The sequence below is a fragment of the Paenibacillus lycopersici genome (genome assembly GCF_010119935.1).
GTDB classification, from domain to species: Bacteria; Bacillota; Bacilli; order Paenibacillales; family Paenibacillaceae; genus Paenibacillus_Z; species Paenibacillus_Z lycopersici.
Window position 1 is genome coordinate 3861986 of sequence record NZ_CP048209.1, and the last position, 20528, is coordinate 3882513.

A 20528-nucleotide genomic window follows, 5' to 3' on the forward strand; every position below is an offset into this window, starting at 1 on the left:
CATCTAGTGTCGGGAAGGCATTCGTTTCTTATGCGTCAGGAATAAACCCGGAATGAAGATGGCCGCAAGAACAATGACGGACACGAGGAATGCGGCATGGTAACCTTTCAGCTCATTGGCGATCGTGGGCTGCAAGCCCTGAGAGACCGCCGAGATCACTGTCGCGACAATCGCTGAACCGAAGCTCGAACCCAGGTTCTCGATCATGTTAATCCCTACGCCTGCTTCGGGAAGCTCCCTGCTGTCAAGTCCTGTATACGCATCGCTCGTCAAAGGCAGAATGATTCCTCCGAAACTGGTTCCGCGGATGAATAATACGACGGCTATCCAAACCATGCTCGTATGATCGGTGATGAAGATAAGCGGAACCGATCCGATCAGCGAGATCGCCAGGCTGACCATAACCACGTATTTCGCGCCGAGCCGATCGATCATTTTGCCGATCAGGGGCCGGGTAACGAGCATTCCGACGCCTTGCGGGATTAACGCAAGCGCGGCTTCGATTGCCGTGTAATGGCGAAAATGCTGAAAGAACAAGGGGAAGATAAGCATCGGCCCCATAATGGATATGTTCGCCAGGAACAACCCGACGCTGGCAGCGGAGAAGCGCTTATGCGCAAACAAATTCAACGGAAGCACGGTTTGATTATTGCGGATTCGATTATAGGCGAGGTAAATGACGGCTAATGCGAGACCGACGCCCACCCAGAGGACGGCTGCGCGATTGTAGAAGGTAGCGTGATCCGCCGCTTTCGTAATACCGTATATCAATGCCGCGCTCATGCACGACAAAACAGCGATCCCGAATACATCCAATTTGCTATCCTTCTTGAACGGTTCGAAGTCAGGCAACTTCTTCATCATCAGCGGCGCGGCAATGAGCACGATGAACACGTTGATGAAAAAAATCCAGCGCCATGACGCGCCTTGAACGATGAAGCCTCCGATTACGGGCCCCAGGATGGGACCGAAGATCATCGGCGTGCTGACGATGGCCATCACTCGTCCCAAATTCTCCGGACCCGCGGTCTTGACCAAGAGCGTTGACATGAGCGTGGTGATGACCCCGGCGCTGAAGCCTTGAATCAGCCGGAAGGAGATGAAGCTCCCGCTGCTCCAGCTCAAGCCGGCGAGCACTGAAATGGCACCGAAGGCGACGACTGCGCCGATGAAGATGCGCTTCCCGTTATACTTGTTCATCAGCCATCCGGATACCGGAACCGCAATCGCAAGAGCCAGCACATACCCTGTAATGGCCCATTGAATGATATCCAATGTCGTATGGAATTGTTTCGTAAGCTTGTCGACGGCGATGTTCACCATGGTGGAGTCAAGCATCGGGGCAATGGCTCCCAGCGCGATCGCCCAGGCGGCGATAAGCACGTCTCTGGGCAAACCGGGGGCTTTCATTGGATTTGGTTTCATAGGATTTTCCTCTCAGATGTTATCGCGTGCTATCGTGCATTCCCTTGTCAGTTCGTTCGCATCGGAATTTTGTTTCCCTGGCACCAAAATCATACCTCCATTTTGTGTCCTAGTCAACAAAAAAGTAAGCAAAAAAATGCAGCCTGCCCGCATCGCATTAGGCTGCCTTTCGTTATTCGCCTTTATTCCGACTTCGCATCTGCACCCGATTTCATGATTTCGGCATCCAAATGCTTGCTGTACTTGCCCAAGAAACGGAGCATACCGTCATATTGCTCCTCGGTTACCGTCTCGAATACCGCCTTATCCCGCGCTTGAAACTCCCGGTGCAGCTCCTCATGGATCTTGTCGACCGCCTGCCCTTGCTCGGTAAGCCTGAAATAGATTTCTTTCTTGTTCTCCGCCTTCTGGTAGCTTTCGATGAGGCCTTTGTCCATGAGCTTCTTCGTCATTTTACTTATGGCGCTTCGCGTCATATAGAAGGACTCCGCAAGCTTCGTCACGTTGGAATCCGCATGTCTCCCGATGTGTTCGATGCAATGCACTTCAGAGGGCTTGAACCCCTTCAAGCTGACTTCCATCTTGATCTTGTTCAGCCAAGCCATTTTGTTAAATACATCCCTGAGATCCATCATGACCTGTTCGTGTTTGTTCATGGCCTGTCCTCCGAACCGCCGGCGTCATAGGGTAAACAACGCGGTTATTTACCCTCTATTCTACAGACTCCGAAGGAAGTATGCCATCACGCTTTGCCGGGTCTCCTGTGAATGACGTCAACAAGAGCGAAAGCTGCCGGCGGCGCGTTCAAACCTTGGCCGGCATCAGCTGCTCGTCGTCATCGGTCTCGCGGGTCATGAAATAAACGCAGGTCAGCATCAGCGAACCCGAGGCGAAGATGGCCAGCATGCCCATCTGGCTCCATGCCCGGCTGAAGTCGCCGCTCGAGATGACGTCCCGCAGCCCTTGTATGCTGTAGCTCATCGGCAGCCAAGGATGCATCGACTTCGCCCAGCCCGGCAGCAGCTCCAGCGGGAATGTTCCGGCGCTCGAAGCCAGCTGGAAGATCATCACGACGAGCACGATGAACCGGCCCGGCTGATCCAGCCACGTGACCAGCATCTGCACGAGCAGCATGAACGTCAATCCCGTCGCGGCGGTGAACAGATAGAACAGCGGCACGCTTTGCACATGCAGACCGAGCATCGTAAGCAGCACGGTGCAGACGACGAGCGATTGCACGATGCTCATCAGGCCGAACACGATCAGTTTGCCGACGAGCAGCCGGGGGCCGGTCGCGTCCGCAACCCGCGTGCCCCGGGCGGCATAGATCGTCGTGAACACGAGCGCGCCCGCGAACAGCGACATCGAAATGAAGTACGGCGCGATGCCGCTTCCGTACACGCTCACCTTGCGGTCGTCATTGGATACGATCGCTACCGGGTCGGCGAGCATTCGAACGGAAGCATCGTCCGCCTTAACGGCAGCGGTCTTGGCCGCGGCGGCGTTCAGCTGGTCGGCCAGCTTGCCGCTGCCGTCCGCCAGCTTCGGCACGCCCGCATCCAATTCGGCCGCCCCGTCGTCCAGCTTCTTCGCGCCGCTCGCCGCTTGATCGATGCCCGACGCCAATTCGCCGATGCCGCTGGCAAGCGCGGCAGCGCCTCCGTTCAGCTTCGCCGCCCCGTCGCCCGCCTTCCTGGCGCCGTCCGCGAACGCCGGCAGCTGGCCGCTCAGCGCATGCAGCCCGCTCTGCAGCCATAGCTGGCCCGTACGCAGTTGTTCCGCGCCTCCGGCCAATTGCTGCGCGCTGCCGCTCAACGATTGCGCGCCGCTGGCCAGCGTTCCGTTCCCGGCGGCAAGCGTCTGGCTGCCGGCGAGCAGCTGCCGCTGGCCTTCGCTGAGCGTCTTGCTCCCTTGCGCAACCGACTTGCTCGCCGCCAGCAGCTTCTGGAATGCGGCATCCTCCGCAAGATCGGAATGCGCGGCGGCGAACTGCTCCAGTCCGACAGCGACTTCGCTTGCTCCGCTTGCCAGGTCAGCGCTCGAGGCAGATGACGCGGCGAGTCCGGTTTGAAGCGAGCGGCTGCCGTCAGCGGCCGTCTTCAATCCGTCCGATAGGCGGTCTGCTCCTGTCTTGAACGCCTTCAGTCCGTCCGCCAGCGTCCGGCTGCCGCTTACGGCGGATGATGCGCCTTGATCGAGCTTGCCGACGGCGTCTTGGATAGCCTTCGCGCCGTTCGCCAGGTCGCCCGCCCCTTGCTTCAGCGCGGCAGCGCCGTCGCGCAGCGAACCCGCGCCGGTTCGCAGCTGTCCGACGCTGCCGGCCATCCGGCCCGTCCCGTTCGCCAGCGCATCCAGGTTCGCCTTCAGCGTATGAATGCCGTCTCCGAGCGTCTGCGCGCCCGCGTGCAGCTCGCCGGCGCCTTTCCCCGCGTCGCTGAAGCCTGTGGCAATCGTCTCGAACTGCGCGAATATCGCCCGCGAATACGCTTCGGTCAACGTCGCGGACAATCGGTTTCGCAGCTCCTTGATCGCGTTCTCGCCGATTTGCCCGGCAATGAAGTTATTGAAGCTGTTGGCTTCGAAGCGAATTTCCGCCTGCTTCGGATGATCGCTCTCCAGCGAAGCCGCATCCGCCGAGAAAGAGGCCGGGATCGTAATCGTGCCGTAATAACGGTTGCCTTTCATGCCGTTCAACGCTTCGTCCGGCGTGACGAAATGCCAGGCGAATTGCTCGTTCGACTTCAGCTCGTCGACGAATTCCGTTCCGACGTTGCGGGTCTTGCCCTCGAATTCGGCTCCCCGGTCCTCGTTCACGACGGCAATCGGGAGCGAAGCCAGCTGCCCGTACGGGTCCCATGTTCCGCGGATCAGGAAGCCGCTGTACAGAATCGGCACAAGCGCCACGGCGGCGAACGTCACGAGCAGCATCGGCGTTCGTATGAAGGTCCGGAACTCGCCGGCAAACACGTGAAACAGTTTCATCTGCATCGCTCCCTCTCCTGTCGTTTTGTTGGTTTTTCCCCCGGGCTGGCAAATTATGCGTCCGTATGCATGCCATGCCGTTCACGACAAAGCCCCGCAAGGGAAATATCCCTGCGGGGCAACAAGCTGAACTGAAAGGGCGGGCATCGTCGAATAACCATAGCCCTCGTCAAACCGGCTGTTCAACGTATATCTGCATATCTGCATATCTGCGCCAGTCCCCGTACCGCTTGTACCGTCCGTCGACCGTGAACCGTACTCTGTCGAACGATATCAAGCCTCCACGCCATTGTGTGAATGACTGCTGTGTACTAACGGGCTTATGGCTGGAGCAAAAGCCCTGCCGCTAACGTTCAGCCTACGAACTGCAACGCTCGGCGTAGATTGCTTTCCATGATTCCTCGCGCGAGCGCCTGGTCGTGGAACCCCCGCTGCTGCAGTTTCAGACCGCCGGCGGTGAGCGACAGGTAATGGTGCAGCTGATAGAACGCCAGCCTTGCCGGATCGATGGACTCGTCCCGCAGCCATTCGTAATGCTCGCCGAAGCGCAGATGCAGGAAGCCGTGTTCATGCTCGACGTCGTAGAAGCTCGCCCCTTCGATATCGATCAAGTAGAGCTCGGCGTCATTTTTCACAATCACATGATCGGGCCCCAGTTCTCCGTGGATGAAGCCGTACGCTCGCCGGGGCGCAATCCGGCTTTCCAGCTCGTACAGCTTCTTCAGCAGCCGATCCCGGTTGGCCGCCGCTTCCTCCAAGTGCCGTGCTGCATACGCCAATTGCTGCTCCGCATTCATCAGCTGATGCCGATGGCACGGAATCGACTGGTCCGCTGCATTGACGTTGTCGGCGACCGCTTGACCATACGCGAAGCCCTTGATGCCATGCATCCGCTTCACGATGTCGGCGAATTGCTCCATCAGCTCATCCGGCTTCGCCGACGCGCTCGGCCCCGACGCGGAACCGGTTCCCGGTTCGGTCAAATACGTCTCCAGCTTCGGACCGGTGACGTATTCCACGAATGCGTAATCGAACGAATACCGCTCCCGCTCGCGGTTCAAGGCATACAGCGCCGGCGTCGGAATCCCGTGCCTCGTCAGAAAATCGTGATTCAAGGCGAACAAATCCGCACCGTACGAATGCCATGCCCGATCCGCTTCTTCGATCTCTTCCTTGAAGAAATTCTGGCTGATATCCCAGATGTAGAGCAGACAATGGAAGCCGTTCGTGAAAGCAACGTCGTATATGACTTTCTGCGCGCCTCCATACAGCCGCGTCAGTCCCGCCGGCCGATAATCGTGTCCAAACGTTTGAATCGCGAAACTTGTTAGGTCTTCCGGATGTAGATGTTGCTGCTGGTCCATGCCGAAGCATCCTCCCAATCGATCGATTTGCCGGCCGGCATCTAGAATATTAACGAATTTCCGCACGAAAATATAGACTGTTTCGGAAGGGTTTGGTATGATGTTGGTAGAGTTCTTGTTACGGATCGGCATACGCAACCCCGGGCCAATGGCTCGGGGTTTTCTTGTTATTTTGGAGTCGAACGTCGCGCTTTCGAGCGGCATCCGGTCATGCACGATCAGAACAAAAGGCATCCCTCGGCCCTTCCCGGCTTTGGCGATGCCTTCTTTAAAGGGCTCGTCGATTCGATCGGCGGAGCTTTATTTCAACTTCTCTTCGACGGATTTCAGCTTCTGTTCCATCGAGCCCTTCTTGTCTCTGCGGTCGTCGATCGTGATGGACGTCGATACCCGCATCGCGCCGTGCTCGAACGGCACCTCGTGCATCCGCCGTACGACGGCCAGCAAGTTGTCCAGCTCGCCTTCGATAATCGTGCTCATCGGCGTCAGCTCGTAATGGATCGGTTCCGGCGCTTCGCGAAGCACGTCGATGACGGCGGCCACGTAGGCGCCGACGCTTGGCGATGACGTTCCGAGCGGAACGATGGTCACTTGTACGATTGCCATGCTTGTCCCTCCTGTAAGCTGGAATGGGTTACGTATGCTTCTTGCGGTATTTGCCGACGACGATTTGAATCAGCCAGACGACGGATGCGATCACATATAACGGCAGCACGATGACGACCAAGGTAGCCACGTCGGCCAAGTCGTCCCAGCCGTCGTTGCCGCGGTTCGCTTCCACGATAAAAATAACGCAGCCGAGCGCATAAACGGCGAACGGCCGCCATCTTCGCCTCCAGCCTGCGGCGGCCGGAAGCAGCACCAGCACGATCCATAGCACGACAAGCCCCGGACTGGCATGCATGAATATCGCCCCTTTCCATCTTTTAGCATACCACATCATGACGCGTCGGAAGGGATATGCAACGCAAATCGCGAATAGGTGCTTACGTTCATTACACCTAATTATGCGAAAGGGAGTGCTGCCATGACATCACGCTCGCCAGATCACGCCCTGACCGCTGCCGCGAACGCGATCGCGCATGCCGTCCGGACGGCCCAAGCCATGCATGCGATTCCGTTCATCGCCGCGATCGACGGCGGAAGCGGCGCCGGCAAAACAACGTTGGCGCACCTGGCCGCCGAGCAGCTGGCCGAATGGCGGATTCCGGCGGCCGTCGTGCATATCGACGACTTCTTCGACGCATCCGTTCCCGACGCGGAATGGGATCGATGCACGGACGAGCAGAAATGCCGCCGGTGCATGGATTGGCGTCGGCTTCGGCGCGAAGCGCTAGAACCGCTGCTCGCGGGTCATGGCGCCAATTACCGGCCGTTCTCGTTCGAGACGGACGATCGCCTCGCGGCCCATACGGTAACGGTGCAGTCTGCGGCTGTCATCCTGCTCGACGGCATTTACGGCACGCTGCCGGAACTGCTCGATCTGATCGGCCTTTCGATCCTCATCGAGGTGCCGCCCGCAACTCGCTACCGGCGCCATAACGAGCGCGAGAACAGCGAGGACACCGAATGGCATGCGCGCTGGGACTCCGCGGAGACCTATTATTTCACCCGTCTCCGCCCGCCTTCGTCGTTCGACGTTGTGATCGAGCTGGCATAGCTTTGCTTGCATAGCCTTGCTTGCAAGAGCCGCGTTCTTCGCGGCTCTTCGTTATGTCGGCAGCCTTCGCAGAATCGTCGTTCGACGTTGTGATCGAGCTGGCATAGCTTTACTTGCATAGTCTTGCTTGCAAGAGCCGCGTTCTTCGCGGCTCTTCGTCATGTCGGCAGCCTTCGCAGAATCGTCGTTCGACGTTGTGATCGAGCTGGCATAGCTTTACTTGCATAGTCTTGCTTGCAAGAGCCGCGTTCTTCGCGGCTCTTCGTTATGTCGGCAGCCTTCGCAGAATATGAGTCAACTTCTCGATCGCGTAAGCGAGATCGCTGCGGTCCTCCCCGTTCAGTCCTTCCATACGGCGCACGAGCCCGTGATGGAAGTTGCCCCAGCGCTCGTTGACAAGCTGCTGGCCTTTCTCTGCCAACCGCAGCCGGACGATCCGTTTATCGCTCGCATCCGCGTGCTTGCTGACGTAACCCTTCTCTTCCAGCTTGGCGACCAGCGGGGTGAGCTGCTGCTTGGATACGCGAATCAGACGCGACAGCGGCGTCATCGCGATGCCGTCAGGATGCTGGTACAGCTCCTCCAGGATATGCACCTGAAGATGGGTGATTTCAGCAGGCGCCTTCCATTCCTTGTCTTCGTCGTTCGGATTATCCATCGCGCGGTAGAGCAGCGGTATCAGCTGCATGTAGCTCGCGGCGATCTGCCCGGCCTCCTTGTTCATTCGGCGCCCCTCCTCCTGGCGTTTGACAACTCGTTCATATTTGTTTATTTTATAGGCATGATATAAAGATAAATAGGAGAATATAGTTATTTTTTATTTACTATATCACGCTCGTTGGCTTGGGACAAGAAGATACGGAGCGAGCATCGAACAAGTGGAAACCGGAACTATCGGACACGGTGCAAGCGAACATGGAGCAAATAGACAAGGTGCAAACGAACATGGACACCTATAGACGAAACAAGTCAGGAGTGAAACGCAATGAATGAAGATCATGCATTAAGCCTAAGCCGGAAAGGCATCCATTACGATGTCGGCACCTACACGCGCAGTCAAGCCTATTCGTCTCGCGAACGTTTCGAACCCGAGATCGTTAGGCAGGAGCTGGCAATCATCCGGCATGATCTGCACTGCAACGCCGTCCGCATCTCCGGTCAAGACATTGACCGGCTGACAGCAGCGGCGCGATTCGCCATCGAGCAAGGCCTTGAAGTATGGTTCTCCCCTTCGTACGTGAATGCCGGCGAAGAAGCGACCTTAGCTTACCTTGCAGCATGTGCCGAAGCGGCGGAGGAGCTGCGCCAGCTTTCTCCGGATGTGATTTTCGTTGTCGGCTGCGAATTGACGTTTTTCATGAAAGGACTCGTGAGCGGCGAGACGGCTTTCGACCGCATGCAGACGCTGATGAATCCATGGAAGCTGATCAAGAATACGCTACGGAAAGGCTCGTTCCATAAGCGGTTGAATGCTTTTCTGAGCAAAGCTGCAGCTGTCGTGCGCGCGCGTTTCCATGGCAAACTGACGTATGCTTCGGGCGTCTGGGAGCATGTAGATTGGGCGCCGTTCGACTACGTCGGCGTCGATTGCTATCGGGATCGGTTTACCCGGCGAACCTACCGCGAGAAGCTGCGTTCGTATGCCAAACACGGCAAGCCCGTCATCGTGCTTGAATTCGGTTGCTGCACGTATGCGGGAGCGGGCGAGAAAGGCGGTTACGGCTGGGCGATCGTCGACCGCGATCAGTCGCCGCCGCGATTAAAAGGCGACTATGCGCGGGACGAGCATGAGCAGACCCGCTACATGGAAGAGCTGCTGACGATCTTCGAGGAAGAACAGGTGAACGGCGCGTTCTGGTTCACGTTCGTCATGCCGTTCTATCCCGGCAGCGACCGGCCGCAGTTCGATTTGGACATGGCTAGTTACAGCGTCGTCAAGACGTTCGGCGAAGGAGATAGTGATGGAAGCAGCCAACGCGAGACGGCCTATCCCGGCATGCCGTGGGAGCCGAAAGCGTCGTTTCGGCGAATGGCGGAGTTGTATGGGGAGTCGAACTGAGGATGGATGCTGCGCAACTGAGGATGGATGCTGCGGAAGAGCTGGTCCGTTGCCTGGAAGCTGGCCATCGAGTAGGAGGCGGCAGCTAACCCCCCGTTCGGGAATTCACCCGGAGATGACGCCTATGCTGGGCGTACAACAAGCGTAAAAGCTGCCGCCGGAGCAGCTTTTCGTGCGACTTCACCGGCCTTCGGCCACAAAAGCTGCCGCCTGAGCAGCTTTTCGAGCAGTTACACCGGCCCTAGGCCACAAAAGCTGCCGCCTGAGCAGCTTTTCGAGCAGTTTCACCGGCCTTCGGCCACAAAAGCTGCCGCCGGAGCAGCTTTTCGAGCAGTTTCACCGGCCTTCGGCCATAAAAGCTGCCGCCGGAGCAGCTTTTCGAGCAGTTTCACCGGCCTTTGGCCATAAAAGCTGCCGCCGGAGCAGCTTTTCGAGCAGTTTCACCGGCCTTCGGCCATAAAAGCTGCCGCCGGAGCAGCTTTTCGAGCAGTTTCACCGGCCTTCGGCCATAAAAGCTGCTTCCTGAGCAGCTTTTCGTGCAGTTTCACCGGCCTTCGGCCATAAAAGCTGCCGCCGGAGCAGCTTTTCGTGCGACTTCACCGGCCTTCGGCCATAAAAGCTGCCGCCGGAGCAGCTTTTCGTGCGACTTCACCGGCTTGCGACCGTAAAAGCTGCTTCCTGAGCAGCTTATCGAGCAGCTTCACCGGCCTTCGGCCATAAAAGCTGCCGCCGGAGCAGCTTTTCGTGCGACTTCACCGGCTTTCGGCCGTAAAAGCTGCTTCCTGAGCAGCTTATCGAGCAGCTTCACCGGCCTTCGGCCATAAAAGCTGCCGCCGGAGCAGCTTTTCGTGCGACTTCACCGGCCTTTGGCCATAAAAGCTGCCGCCGGAGCAGCTTTTCGAGCAGTTTCACCGGCCTTCGGCCGAAAAAGTTGCTCCCTATGAGGGGAATCCTGGGGAATCCTTCCCAAGGGAAGGATTTTGATGCTTGCACCGGGAAATCGCGTGATTCTTTCCCGTGGGCAGGATTTTGGTGCTCCACGGGCTCCACGGCAGAATTTCCCGTGAAATCCTTCCCAAGGGCAGGATTTCGGTGCTCTGCGGCAGCATTTCACGCGAATTCCTTCCCAAAGGCAGCTTTCCGCACCTTCGGCCACAAAAGCTGCCCAGGCGGCAGCTTTTCGTGCGATTTCACCGGCCTTCGGCCAAATAATCTAGGCCTCTGCCATCCTGAAATCTTGCCATCTTACAGCCACGCAAGATGTCCATCCGGCCAATCCCCTGCCCGACAGCATTGCTGACCATTCCGCAACTCTCGCGACCTAGGCCGCATCACCGCCGCTGCACTCACCGCTTCGTTCCCGCGACCAAGCGCATCACGTTCGCCACCGCTTGATGCAAGCTCTGTTCGCCCTGCTTCAGCGCATCCTCAAGCGGCATCGGCCGCGTGGTGATACCGAAGGCGGCCTGCAGGCCCGCTTCGTACAAGCTCTCGTATCCCGGCTGCAGGCTGCCGGCGAATGCGAGGACCGGCACGCCGGCTTTTCGCGCGCGCTTCACGATGCCCGCGATCACTTTGCCGTTCGGCGTCTGGCCGTCGATACGCCCTTCACCGGTCAGCACGTAATCGGCGCCTTCCAGGTGCGCATCGAAATCGACCGCGTCCAGCACGAGCTCGATCCCCGGCTCGAGCTTGCCGCCGCACAGCATGAGCGCTGCGCCGAGCCCGCCGGCAGCGCCGGCGCCGGGCACGTCGTGCAGCCGCAGACCCGACGCTTCCGCAATGCGGTCGGCGAAATGGCTTAGCGCCGCATCGAGCGCCATCGCCATCTGCGGCGAGGCGCCTTTCTGCGGGCCGAACACCTGCGATGCGCCGCGGGGGCCGACCAGCGGGTTCGTCACGTCGCAGGCGACGGCGATGCGCACCTCACGCAGCCGCTTGTCCAACCCGGAGAGATCGATCGCCGCCACGCACGGCAGTTCGCCGCCGCCTCGCCCGATCTCCCGGCCGCCGGCATCGAGCAGCCTCGCGCCGAGCGCCTGCAGCATGCCTGCGCCGCAATCGTTGGTCGCACTGCCGCCGATCGTAATGATCATGCGGCGAACAGTGCCGTGGCTTAACGCATGCCCGATCAATTCGCCCGTGCCGTATGTCGTCGTCAGCAGCGGATTTCTGGCCTCGGGCGGAACAAGCTGCAGCCCGCTCGCCTGCGCCATCTCCACGACGGCCGTCCCGCCATCGCCGGACAAACCGTAATGAGCGGCAGCCTTCCCGCCCAACGGGTCCGTCACTTCCACGTCGATGAGACGGCCCCGCATGGCGCCGATTAAGACGTCCAGCGTCCCTTCCCCGCCGTCCGCGACCGGCAGCTCGACGATTTCCGTTTCGCTGCCGCCGGCAACGCCTTGAATCGCCTCGCGCATCACGGCCGCCGCGCGATACGCGGACATGCTTTCCTTGAACGAATCCGGCGCCAATACTACCTTCATGCCGCAATGCCCCTCTCATTTTTCTCTATCATAACTCAAATCTACCTCTCTTACCTATAACAACCGGCACATCCGCCTGGCTAGCATAAACAAGCAGACCAAGTCCCCAATGACTCAGCCTGCTTGAATGTCACGCTAATCAGCCCGCATATATCTCGCCTTATCAGCCTGCTTGAATGTCTCGCCTTATCAACCCGCATGTATGTCACGCTAATCAGCCTGCTTGAATGTCTCGCCTTATCAGCCCGCATATGTCACGCCTACACAGCATTCACGCTCTATTATTCCGTATGAAGTGTCACGCCTAATCCACCTGCTTTTGATACCACGCCTTATACGAATGGCAGGAAATAACCGTACCCCTCGGCCTCCATATCGGCTTTCGGAATGAAACGCAGCGCCGCCGAATTGATGCAATAGCGCAGCCGCGACGGGCCCGGGCCGTCGTTGAACACATGGCCCAGATGCGAATCGCCTTCCCGGCTGCGCACTTCGGTGCGGATCATGCCGTGGCTGTAATCGCCCTTCTCCTTCACGTTCGCGTTCACGAGCGGCTTAGTGAAGCTCGGCCAGCCGCAGTGCGCGTCGAACTTATCCTTCGAGCTGAACAGCGGTTCGCCCGACACGATGTCGACGTAGATCCCTTCGCCGTTGAAATCCCAGTATTCGTTCGCGAAAGGCGGCTCCGTCGCGTTATTCTGCGTCACTTCGAATTGCTCCGCCGTCAGCATCGCGCGGCGGGCTTCGCGGTCCTGCGTCGTATTCCAATGCGCATCGATGAAGGCGTCGCGGCCCGACCCTTTACGGTACATCCGATAACGGAGCGGGTTCTTGTGATGATAATCCTGATGGTAATCCTCTGCCGGATAGAACGCCGCCGACGGTACGATTTCGGTCACGATCGGCTTGTCGAACCGCCCGCTCCGCTCCAGCTCGGCCTTGGACTTCTCCGCCGCGGCGCGCTGGGCTTCGTCTTCATAGAAGATCGCGCTCCGGTACGAATGGCCCCGATCATGGAACTGGCCCCCCGCATCGGTCGGATCGATTTGCTGCCAATAAGTATTCAGTAATTTCTCGTATGGATAAATGGCGGGATCGAACGTAATTTGCACCACTTCGGCATGGCCCGTCGTATCGGAGCACACCTCTTTGTACGTCGGATTCGCGGTATGCCCGCCCATGTAGCCCGACACGACGCTATGGATGCCCGGCTGCTCCTCGAACGGCGTCACCATACACCAGAAGCATCCGCCGGCGAAGGTCGCCTTCTCCAGCTTGCTGCCCGATTGCTGCGCTTGATCTGTATTGATATCGCTCATTTTCGTCTCGTCCTTTCTGTCTGCCAGCTCTTTCTTTATCATACCAGAAGACGGTTTCGCTTACCAAATGCCGCCAGCCGGCCCTGTTTCGACAAGACTTGCGTTTACAAATGAGAAATTTCTCACGTAATTCTCATAAAGCCGCATTTTTCACTGAACCGCTCGACAAACGTCCTCATTCGCCCAAAACCCGCTGTTTCAGCTGTGCTATAGTGTAAAAAGACAAATGACACCTTGAAGAGCTGGAGGGAAAGCAAAGCAATGTCGTTCTCTTATAAAACTTTACTCAAAAGCATCCTAAATGTGAGTCTTTGCTCCACGATCGGCGTTGCGGCCATCGCGGCAGGAACGGCGACAACGGCAAGCGCGGCGACCGAGAAATCCAAAGAATTGATCACCTACGGCGAGAAATACATAGGTACGCCTTATCTTTATGGAGCGGTTCCATACATGACGAACGCATTCGATTGCTCTTCGTTTACGCAATACGTGTTCGATAACTTCAATATTACGCTGCCGCGCACCTCGTTCGATCAAGCATTGAAAGGAACGAAGGTCGCGAAAGGCTATCTCAGCATGGGCGATCTCGTCTTCTTCAAAACGAACGGCTACAGCATCAGCCATGTCGCGATCTACGCCGGCGACAACAAAATCTTGCACAGCGCCAACAATGGCGTTGAAATTTCCGATATGGACTCGAGCTACTGGAAGAAATATTACGTAACGGCAAGACGCGTGCTTAATTAATCTGCCGAAGAAGCATCCAAATGGCAAGAAGCCTTTCAGCACCGCGGCAATCGCGACGTTGAGAGGCTTCTTTCGTTATGCGTTTGAAGTTCCGTCTGTTGGACGTTTCGTTTTACGGTTTATTGTGCGCTTTGGCATTCCGATTGTTGTGCCGCGGATGCTGAATATTGTACCGTTCGGCCTACTGTTCGTCGTTCCGTCTCTCGTTCCCTTGTTCCCTTGTTCAACCCGCTTGTCGTACCGCCTATACGCGCTATACGCGGAACAAGCCGTGACCGTCCAATTGAACGAGCGGTTCCTTGTCTTCCGTCAGCCCTTCGTTCTTCGAACGCAGCGCCACATCGATGAGCCAGCGCGTAAATCCGGCGACGTTCATCGATTCGAGCTCCTCCATGCTGAAGAATCCTGCCCGATCGACTTCGATGCCGTCCGGTTCCGGCTCCCCGCCCACGTAGTCCATCGCGAACGCGATATAGACGTTATGGATGTTGCGCGGCAAATCGCGCACGGCGACGATGCCGCGGACTTCCGCGTCCACGGCGGTCTCTTCCTTGACCTCGCGCACGATGGAATCATGAATCAATTCCAGCTGCTCGATATAACCGCCCGGATTCGTCCAATAGCCCTTGCCCGGCTCTTGCGCCCTGCGCACGAGCAGCACTTTGTCGTCCCTCAGGACGAGCGCCCCGACGCCGATGCTGTAATTGCCCCAATGCACGAAGCTGCAGCCTTCCGCCGAGCAGGCCATGCGCATCGTACCGTCGATATCCCGCAGCGCCAGCGGCGCTCCGCAAGTCATGCAATAATTAATTCCCATTCGCTTCACCCGATTTGTCCGAATTGATGATCCCAAGTACAAGTGCTTCACCTAGAATGATAGCGCTATCCAACGCATCGTACAACCACAAATATCGGACAAAAGCAGGATCGCCCGCCGCAGGCCGCTTACTGCTGCTTGACGGTTACAGTGAATGCGCGAACGTCGGCCGACCCGCCGTTGCTGATGATGGCGGTCAAGGTCACATTCGTATTCCCTTTCCCGTGCGCAGGCCGATGCAGCGTCTTGCCGTCATTGGACAGTACCGACGTATTGCTGGAGTACCAAGTGATCGTGCTGCCGTAGTAGCCTTTCGTCGGCAAGCCGAGCGGCTGCGTGACGCCGGACGCCGAGTCGCCGCTGCGATACGCGATCGCAAGGTCGGCTTTATCGGCGGCCGCTTGCTCGGAATCGCTGTATTGGCGCTTCACGGTCAAGGCGAACATCTTCGTATCGCTGCTGGAGCCGCTGTAGAGAATCGCCGTCATGTAGACGATCGTATCGGAAGCGTTGGACGGCGGTCGGTTCAACGTCTTGCCATCGGCGGAAAGCGTGCCGGGCGCGCTGGAGATCCACGTAATCTTCGAACCGTTGACGCCCGTGGCCGGCAGGCCGTCCAGCGGACGCGTCACACGGCCGGCGTTGTCCGAGCCGCCGAAGTCGATCGCAAGCGCCGCTTTATCGGCAGCGACCTTCTGCGTATCCGGCAGCTGCTGTTTCACGGTGACGGTGAACAGTTTGAATTCCGTCGCTGAACCGTATTGCAAGTACGCGGCGAAGACGACGGTGACGTCGCCGCTGCCGGCCGCAGGCCGATTAACGACCTTGCCGTCATTCGAGATGACGGACGGCGTCATCGACGTCCACTTCACGGTCGAACCGTTCTCGCCCTTCGCCGGCAGCGACTTGAACGGCTGCGTCACGCTGCCGCCGTTATCGGATTCGCCGAAGCCGATCGCGAGCGCCGCCTTGTCTCGCGTGACGCGTTCGATATCCGAGAGCTGCGGGGACGTGCCCTTGACGACGACGCGGAACGTCTTGGTTGCCGTAGCATTGTTATAGGTAAGCACCGCGGTCAGGTTCACCGCGACATCCGCTTTCGCCTGCCGGTGGACGGTCAGACCGTCGTTCGAGATCACGAGCGGATTGCTGGACGTCCATTTCACGGTTGATCCGTTCTTGCCGCGGGCCGGAAGAATGACCGGCAGCGTCACGTTATTCGCGTTGTCGTTCACAAGGTACTGAATGGCGAGCGCATTCTTGTCTTCGGTCACTTTCTGCGTATTCAAGCTGCTGCCGTTGTCGGCCGCGCACTGCGCTTTGAACGAGGCGATGAGACTGACGAGCAGCGAGCGCGAGCGCTCGTTCTTCGTCTTCTGCAGCACTTGATTAAGCATATTGACGGTCTGGCTGCACGACTGCTGCTGGTTGTTCTTGCCGTCCTTGCCCGAATAACCGCCATGCGCGAATACCGAGCTTCCGCCGAACGCGAACATGGCCAGAACGAGCAAGACGACTGTCCATTTCTTCATGAACCTCTCTCCTTTTCCAACATGGATTAGGCGAAGATGCGGATGGGGCATCAAGCTTCGCCGGGAGCACGTTCAAGAGAGCGATAGTTAGCGCCATTAAACAAAATCGAATGCATGCCGATGTCGTTCTCCTCATCATCTTAAACGGGAACGCGCCGCAATAGTTGCGATGGAACGGCCCGATAAAATAAAAAAAACCGCCCCATCAGGCGGATTTAATTAACGTAATTAAACATATGGGTGATCAATGAGCTGCCATTCTGCGAACTAAACTGCGAATACGTGATTCCCGATTTTGGTCGTGACTTTGCGCGCGAGCATCCATTGGGACTTCGCCGTTGCAGGATTGTAGTAATAAAGCGCGTTTTTGGTCGGGTCCCAACCCCGCACGGCATCCTTCGCCGCCAGGAAGGCGGTGTTGTCCGGAAGCAGCCAGTACTGGCCGTCGGCAACGGCCGCGAAGGCGAACGGCGCGAAAATAACATCGGTCACGGTTTTCGGGAAGAGCGGCGACTTGAGCCGATTCATGACGACCGCGCCTACGGCCACCTGTCCCTTGTATACTTCGCCTCTCGCTTCGGAATAGATGATCCGCGCCAATTTCGACAATTCGGGCTTGTTGACGGTCAATTTCTTGAGCGTGCTCCATGTCGCCGGACCGGCGATCCCGTCCGTTTGCAAGCCATGGGCTTTCTGGAAAGCAATTACGGCCGAGCGCGTCGTCATGCCATATGTCGTCGTAATCGTCCCTTTGAAATAATAGAGCGTTTGCAGTCTGAACTGCAGATCCGCCACGTCGCTGCCCGCGCTGCCTGCCTTGAGCGTCGGCGGCGAAGCCGCCATGGCCGTACCGCCGTAACCGAGCAGGGAACTGCCCGCGACGATCGCGCCGGCGAGCAATGCGATGATTCGTGTCTGTCTGTTCATGAAGCCTGAATCCCTCCAAACATAAGTATGGAAGCCGATCATAGCACGTAATTCAGGCCTGCATGCGGAAAAAGGGAGGTTTTTAATGATCTTAAATTATTATCATTTGACCTCCCGGCCCCCTGATTAGATGGTGCTCCTGCGAAACAGCGCATAAGAAACGAGCGAGCAGACGATCGTGACCGGCAGCAGCAGCAGCGCGATGTTGAAGGCGGAACGCCCGTCGAAGAAGTCGAAAATATCTCTCCACCATTCCAGATGAATAATGGCAAAGACAAGCACCGTCCCAATGATAAGCGACACGATCGCGGCCACGAGCAATCCGGTTCTGCCGAAGCGCCGGAACAAGCTGGAGATGACGAAGCCGAACAAGTACATGAACAGCAGGAACGAGAAGAAAACGATGAATTGCTGAAAGGCGTTGCCGTCGGTTACGTAGGGCAGATGGAAGAAGAAGAGCCGCACGCCCCAGCCGTTCGAAGCGTCCTCGATATACGAGAGCAGCGTCAGAACGATACTGGTTACGATGCTCACTGCCAGGATCATCATCATCGTGCCGGTGAAATAATCGCGCCGGCGGACGCTGAGCCCGAGCGCGAACGGGAACGTATGGTTGACCGCTACGATACCGCTCACCATGCTATAGATATAGATCGATGCCAGCCCGCCGGTAATGATCTGATCGTCGTTCATCGTTCCGGCGATGATCAGATTGATTAAGAAACTGCTCATCATGATGCACCATGGGACCAGAAACCAGGAAATCCGGTCCCTCAAATGCATTTTGACAATGCCTTTGACCGCCATGTTCATTATGCTGTCCCCTCTTTCTTAGCCGATGCGCCGTTCGTCAAAAATACGATCAGCTGCTGAATCGTGACCGATGTGAATTGAAGTCCCAGTGCCTCGGCCCGCTTCTGGTCGGATACGCCGAGCCGCTCGAAAATCGTGACCGCGCGGCTGCCAGCGAGCGATTCCTGATGGATGACCGTCTTCCCCGCCGCGTACGAATCGATCTTCGCCGCCGGCCCCGAGACGGTGTAGGCGCGCCCGCGCAGCGAATCGGCCTCTTCATCCAGCAAAATCCGTCCCTTGTTTATCACGATGACATGTTCCAGCAGCTTGCTCACTTCGTCGATCAAGTGCGTCGACAGGATGACGGTGCGCGGATGCTCCGTATAGTCTTCCATAAGCCGTTCATAGAAAATATTCCGCGCCACGGCGTCCAAGCCGAGATACGGCTCGTCGAAAATCGTCAGCGGCGCCCGGCTGGCAAGCCCGATGATGATGCCGACGGACGACAGCATGCCGCGGGAGAGCTTCTTCATCCGCCGCTTGAGCGGCAAATTGAAGTCGGCCACGAGCCGCTTCGCGAATTCCCTGTCCCAATTCGGGTACAGCGCTTCGGCGGTATAGAGCACGTCGTTTACCCGAAACGTGTCGGGGTATTTCTGGCTTTCCTTAATGAAGCAGATCTGACGCAGCACGCGGTCGTTCTCGTACGGGGCTTCGCCGAATACGCGGAGCTCCCCGCCCGTCGGGAACAGCTGCGCCGTGATCATGTGCATGATCGTCGTCTTCCCCGCGCCGTTGCGGCCGAGCAGGCCATAGATTTTATTCGGTTCGATCGCGAAGCTTACATGATCGACAGCGGTAAAGCTGCCGTACGACTTCGTCAGCCGGTTGATTTCCACAATGGTTTCCAATGGTCAATTCCCCTTCCCGCGGATCATGTCCGTCAGTTGTTCTCTTGTGATGCCAAGCTTCTCCGCTTCGCGGATCATTGTCACGACGTATTGTTCGAAAAACTGTTCCTTCCGTTTCTCCATCAGCTTCTCCTTCGCTCCGGACGATACGAACATCCCAATCCCCCGCTTCTTGTACAGAATCTCTTGGTCCACCAGCAGATTGACGCCTTTAGCCGCCGTTGCCGGATTGATGCCGTAGAACGCGGCAAATTGATTCGTTGAAGGCACTTGAGATTCTTCGGGCAATCCCCCGGCGATAATGTCGTCCTCGATGCGTTCGGCGATTTGAACGAAGATGGGACGGCTGTCGTCGATTGTGTTTCCCATCGCTTCACCACCATGTTGGTTAGTTACTCATGTAACTAACTATATAAGTAATGCGGTATATTGTCAACCGCTGCGCGCAAACTTCCGCATCCGCCCCTGTATTCCCGCCGGAATACGTCCCCCTGATGCTGGCGTGCCAAGGCCGGAACGCGATTGCTGCAATATTCCGTCAAGAGATGTGCCTGCCCGCTTCTTCAGTTATAATGTTGCTGTGACTTGCCTGAGCAAGCGCTCTAATCGTCATCCTATATAAACGGAGGGATATCGTATGAAATTAAACGTTCTGACATTCAATTTGCGCGTTCACGTACTCGGCGACGGAGATAACGCATGGCCCAACCGCGTAACCGGCGCGGCCGACGCGATCCGGCAATCGGATGCGGATATCGTCTGCACGCAGGAAGGCACGGCCGCTATGCTGCGGGATTTGCAGAAGCAGCTTCCCGATTACCGTTGGATCGGTGCTAGCCGCAGCGGCGAAACGGAAGACGAATACTGTGCGATTTTCTACAAACACGCGACGATCGCGCCGGCGGAGAGCGGCAATTTCAGCCTGTCGGAGCAGCCGGAGCAGCTGGGCGCCATGAGCTGGAACACGGCCTGTCCGCGTATGTGCACATGGGGCAGGTTTGTCGGCAAGGACGGAGCGGCATGGCTCGTCTACAATACCCACCTCGATCATATGAGCGAGGAAGCGCGGGACAACGGCATACAGCTGGTGCTTGACCGAATGAAAGCCAATGCGGAGCAAGGCTCCGTTCCGCTCGTGCTCGCCGGCGACTTCAACAGCGAGCCGGACAGCAATGCCGTCAAGCTCGTCGGGCAAGCGGGCTACCATTCCGCGTACGACGTCATCGCAGAGCCGCACGGACGCACCTATCACGACTTCGAAGGCGGCGAATCGGGCAATCCGATCGACTATCTCTTCGTCTCGCCGAACGCCCGGATCGCGAGCGCCCGCGTCGACCGCGAACAATACAACGGCCGCTATCCGTCCGACCACTACCCGCTCCAGGCGATCGTCGTCAAGGAGTAAGCTTGTAACGTGCGACCAGGCTTTTCCTTAGATCAGGCTTTCCGTGCGGTTAGGCTTTCCGAATCGATCGGGAGAACCGGAGAACGCATGTTCTTT

The 20528-nt window shown here is 57.7% G+C and carries 19 protein-coding genes; 4 read left to right on the top strand and 15 right to left on the bottom strand.

The genetic code is table 11. The annotated features are described in order from the left end of the window. Positions 1–3 precede the first annotated feature (3 nt). The 6 genes from GXP70_RS16985 to GXP70_RS17010 all read right to left on the bottom strand — a co-directional run bounded on the left by GXP70_RS16985 (position 4) and on the right by GXP70_RS17010 (position 6675). Positions 4–1425 (bottom strand): MDR family MFS transporter, encoded by a 1422-nt coding sequence (locus GXP70_RS16985; protein WP_162357926.1) that lies wholly within the window; start codon positions 1423–1425, stop codon positions 4–6. Between the two features lie 182 nt (positions 1426–1607). Next, positions 1608–2081: a MarR family transcriptional regulator gene (locus tag GXP70_RS16990; RefSeq protein ID WP_162357927.1), complete on the bottom strand. Its 474-nt coding sequence runs from the start codon at positions 2079–2081 to the stop codon at positions 1608–1610. A gap of 148 nt (positions 2082–2229) precedes the next feature. Next, entirely contained in the window at positions 2230–4413 is a 2184-nt protein-coding gene (locus GXP70_RS16995) for a YhgE/Pip domain-containing protein (RefSeq protein ID WP_225442451.1), read from the bottom strand. 347 nt (positions 4414–4760) lie between these two features. Continuing rightward, on the bottom strand, positions 4761–5771 hold the full coding sequence (locus GXP70_RS17000) for a phosphotransferase family protein (protein WP_162357928.1): 1011 nt from the start codon (positions 5769–5771) through the stop codon (positions 4761–4763). Positions 5772–6071: 300 nt separating this feature from the next. Beyond that, entirely contained in the window at positions 6072–6377 is a 306-nt protein-coding gene (locus tag GXP70_RS17005; protein ID WP_162357929.1) for an MTH1187 family thiamine-binding protein, read from the bottom strand. 28 nt (positions 6378–6405) lie between these two features. Next, entirely contained in the window at positions 6406–6675 is a 270-nt protein-coding gene (locus tag GXP70_RS17010) for a hypothetical protein (RefSeq protein ID WP_162357930.1), read from the bottom strand. Between the two features lie 123 nt (positions 6676–6798). Here GXP70_RS17010 and GXP70_RS17015 point away from each other — a divergent pair, with 123 nt between their 5' ends. After that, complete coding sequence (locus tag GXP70_RS17015; protein ID WP_162357931.1) at positions 6799–7431, top strand: uridine kinase family protein; 633 nt, start codon at positions 6799–6801, stop codon at positions 7429–7431. Between the two features lie 265 nt (positions 7432–7696). On the opposite strand, the gene GXP70_RS17020 is transcribed toward GXP70_RS17015, so the two are convergent. Next, positions 7697–8155, bottom strand: coding sequence for a MarR family winged helix-turn-helix transcriptional regulator (locus GXP70_RS17020; RefSeq protein ID WP_162357932.1), 459 nt, complete (start codon positions 8153–8155; stop codon positions 7697–7699). Positions 8156–8416: 261 nt separating this feature from the next. Between GXP70_RS17020 and GXP70_RS17025 the strand changes: the two genes are divergently transcribed. Further along, complete coding sequence (locus GXP70_RS17025; protein WP_162357933.1) at positions 8417–9490, top strand: glycoside hydrolase family 113 protein; 1074 nt, start codon at positions 8417–8419, stop codon at positions 9488–9490. A 1346-nt stretch (positions 9491–10836) separates the two neighbouring features. On the opposite strand, the gene GXP70_RS17030 is transcribed toward GXP70_RS17025, so the two are convergent. Both GXP70_RS17030 and msrA read right to left on the bottom strand, forming a co-directional pair. Then, the gene (locus tag GXP70_RS17030; protein WP_162357934.1) at positions 10837–11979 is read right to left on the bottom strand and encodes a glycerate kinase; all 1143 of its coding nucleotides are present in this window, start codon (positions 11977–11979) and stop codon (positions 10837–10839) included. Between the two features lie 332 nt (positions 11980–12311). Next, entirely contained in the window at positions 12312–13298 is a 987-nt protein-coding gene (msrA, locus tag GXP70_RS17035) for a peptide-methionine (S)-S-oxide reductase MsrA (RefSeq protein ID WP_162357935.1), read from the bottom strand. Between the two features lie 303 nt (positions 13299–13601). Here msrA and GXP70_RS17040 point away from each other — a divergent pair, with 303 nt between their 5' ends. After that, positions 13602–14045, top strand: a complete 444-nt coding sequence (locus GXP70_RS17040) for a C40 family peptidase (protein WP_225442452.1) — start codon at positions 13602–13604, stop codon at positions 14043–14045. Between the two features lie 253 nt (positions 14046–14298). Here the strand turns inward: GXP70_RS17040 and GXP70_RS17045 are convergent, their stop codons facing one another. The 6 genes from GXP70_RS17045 to GXP70_RS17070 all read right to left on the bottom strand — a co-directional run bounded on the left by GXP70_RS17045 (position 14299) and on the right by GXP70_RS17070 (position 19396). After that, positions 14299–14862, bottom strand: coding sequence for an NUDIX domain-containing protein (locus tag GXP70_RS17045; RefSeq protein ID WP_162357937.1), 564 nt, complete (start codon positions 14860–14862; stop codon positions 14299–14301). 128 nt (positions 14863–14990) lie between these two features. Further along, positions 14991–16394, bottom strand: a complete 1404-nt coding sequence (locus tag GXP70_RS17050) for an immunoglobulin-like domain-containing protein (protein WP_162357938.1) — start codon at positions 16392–16394, stop codon at positions 14991–14993. A 267-nt stretch (positions 16395–16661) separates the two neighbouring features. After that, on the bottom strand, positions 16662–17321 hold the full coding sequence (locus GXP70_RS17055; protein ID WP_162357939.1) for a cell wall hydrolase: 660 nt from the start codon (positions 17319–17321) through the stop codon (positions 16662–16664). 126 nt (positions 17322–17447) lie between these two features. Further along, on the bottom strand, positions 17448–18134 hold the full coding sequence (locus GXP70_RS17060; RefSeq protein ID WP_162357940.1) for a hypothetical protein: 687 nt from the start codon (positions 18132–18134) through the stop codon (positions 17448–17450). Continuing rightward, on the bottom strand, positions 18134–19027 hold the full coding sequence (locus GXP70_RS17065) for an ABC transporter ATP-binding protein (protein WP_162357941.1): 894 nt from the start codon (positions 19025–19027) through the stop codon (positions 18134–18136). The genes GXP70_RS17060 and GXP70_RS17065 overlap by 1 nt, the downstream gene beginning before the upstream one ends. A 3-nt stretch (positions 19028–19030) precedes the next feature. Further along, positions 19031–19396, bottom strand: coding sequence for a GntR family transcriptional regulator (locus GXP70_RS17070; RefSeq protein ID WP_162357942.1), 366 nt, complete (start codon positions 19394–19396; stop codon positions 19031–19033). A 268-nt stretch (positions 19397–19664) separates the two neighbouring features. On the opposite strand from GXP70_RS17070, the gene GXP70_RS17075 reads away from it, so the two are divergent. After that, positions 19665–20432, top strand: coding sequence for an endonuclease/exonuclease/phosphatase family protein (locus GXP70_RS17075; protein WP_162357943.1), 768 nt, complete (start codon positions 19665–19667; stop codon positions 20430–20432). Positions 20433–20528 lie beyond the last annotated feature (96 nt).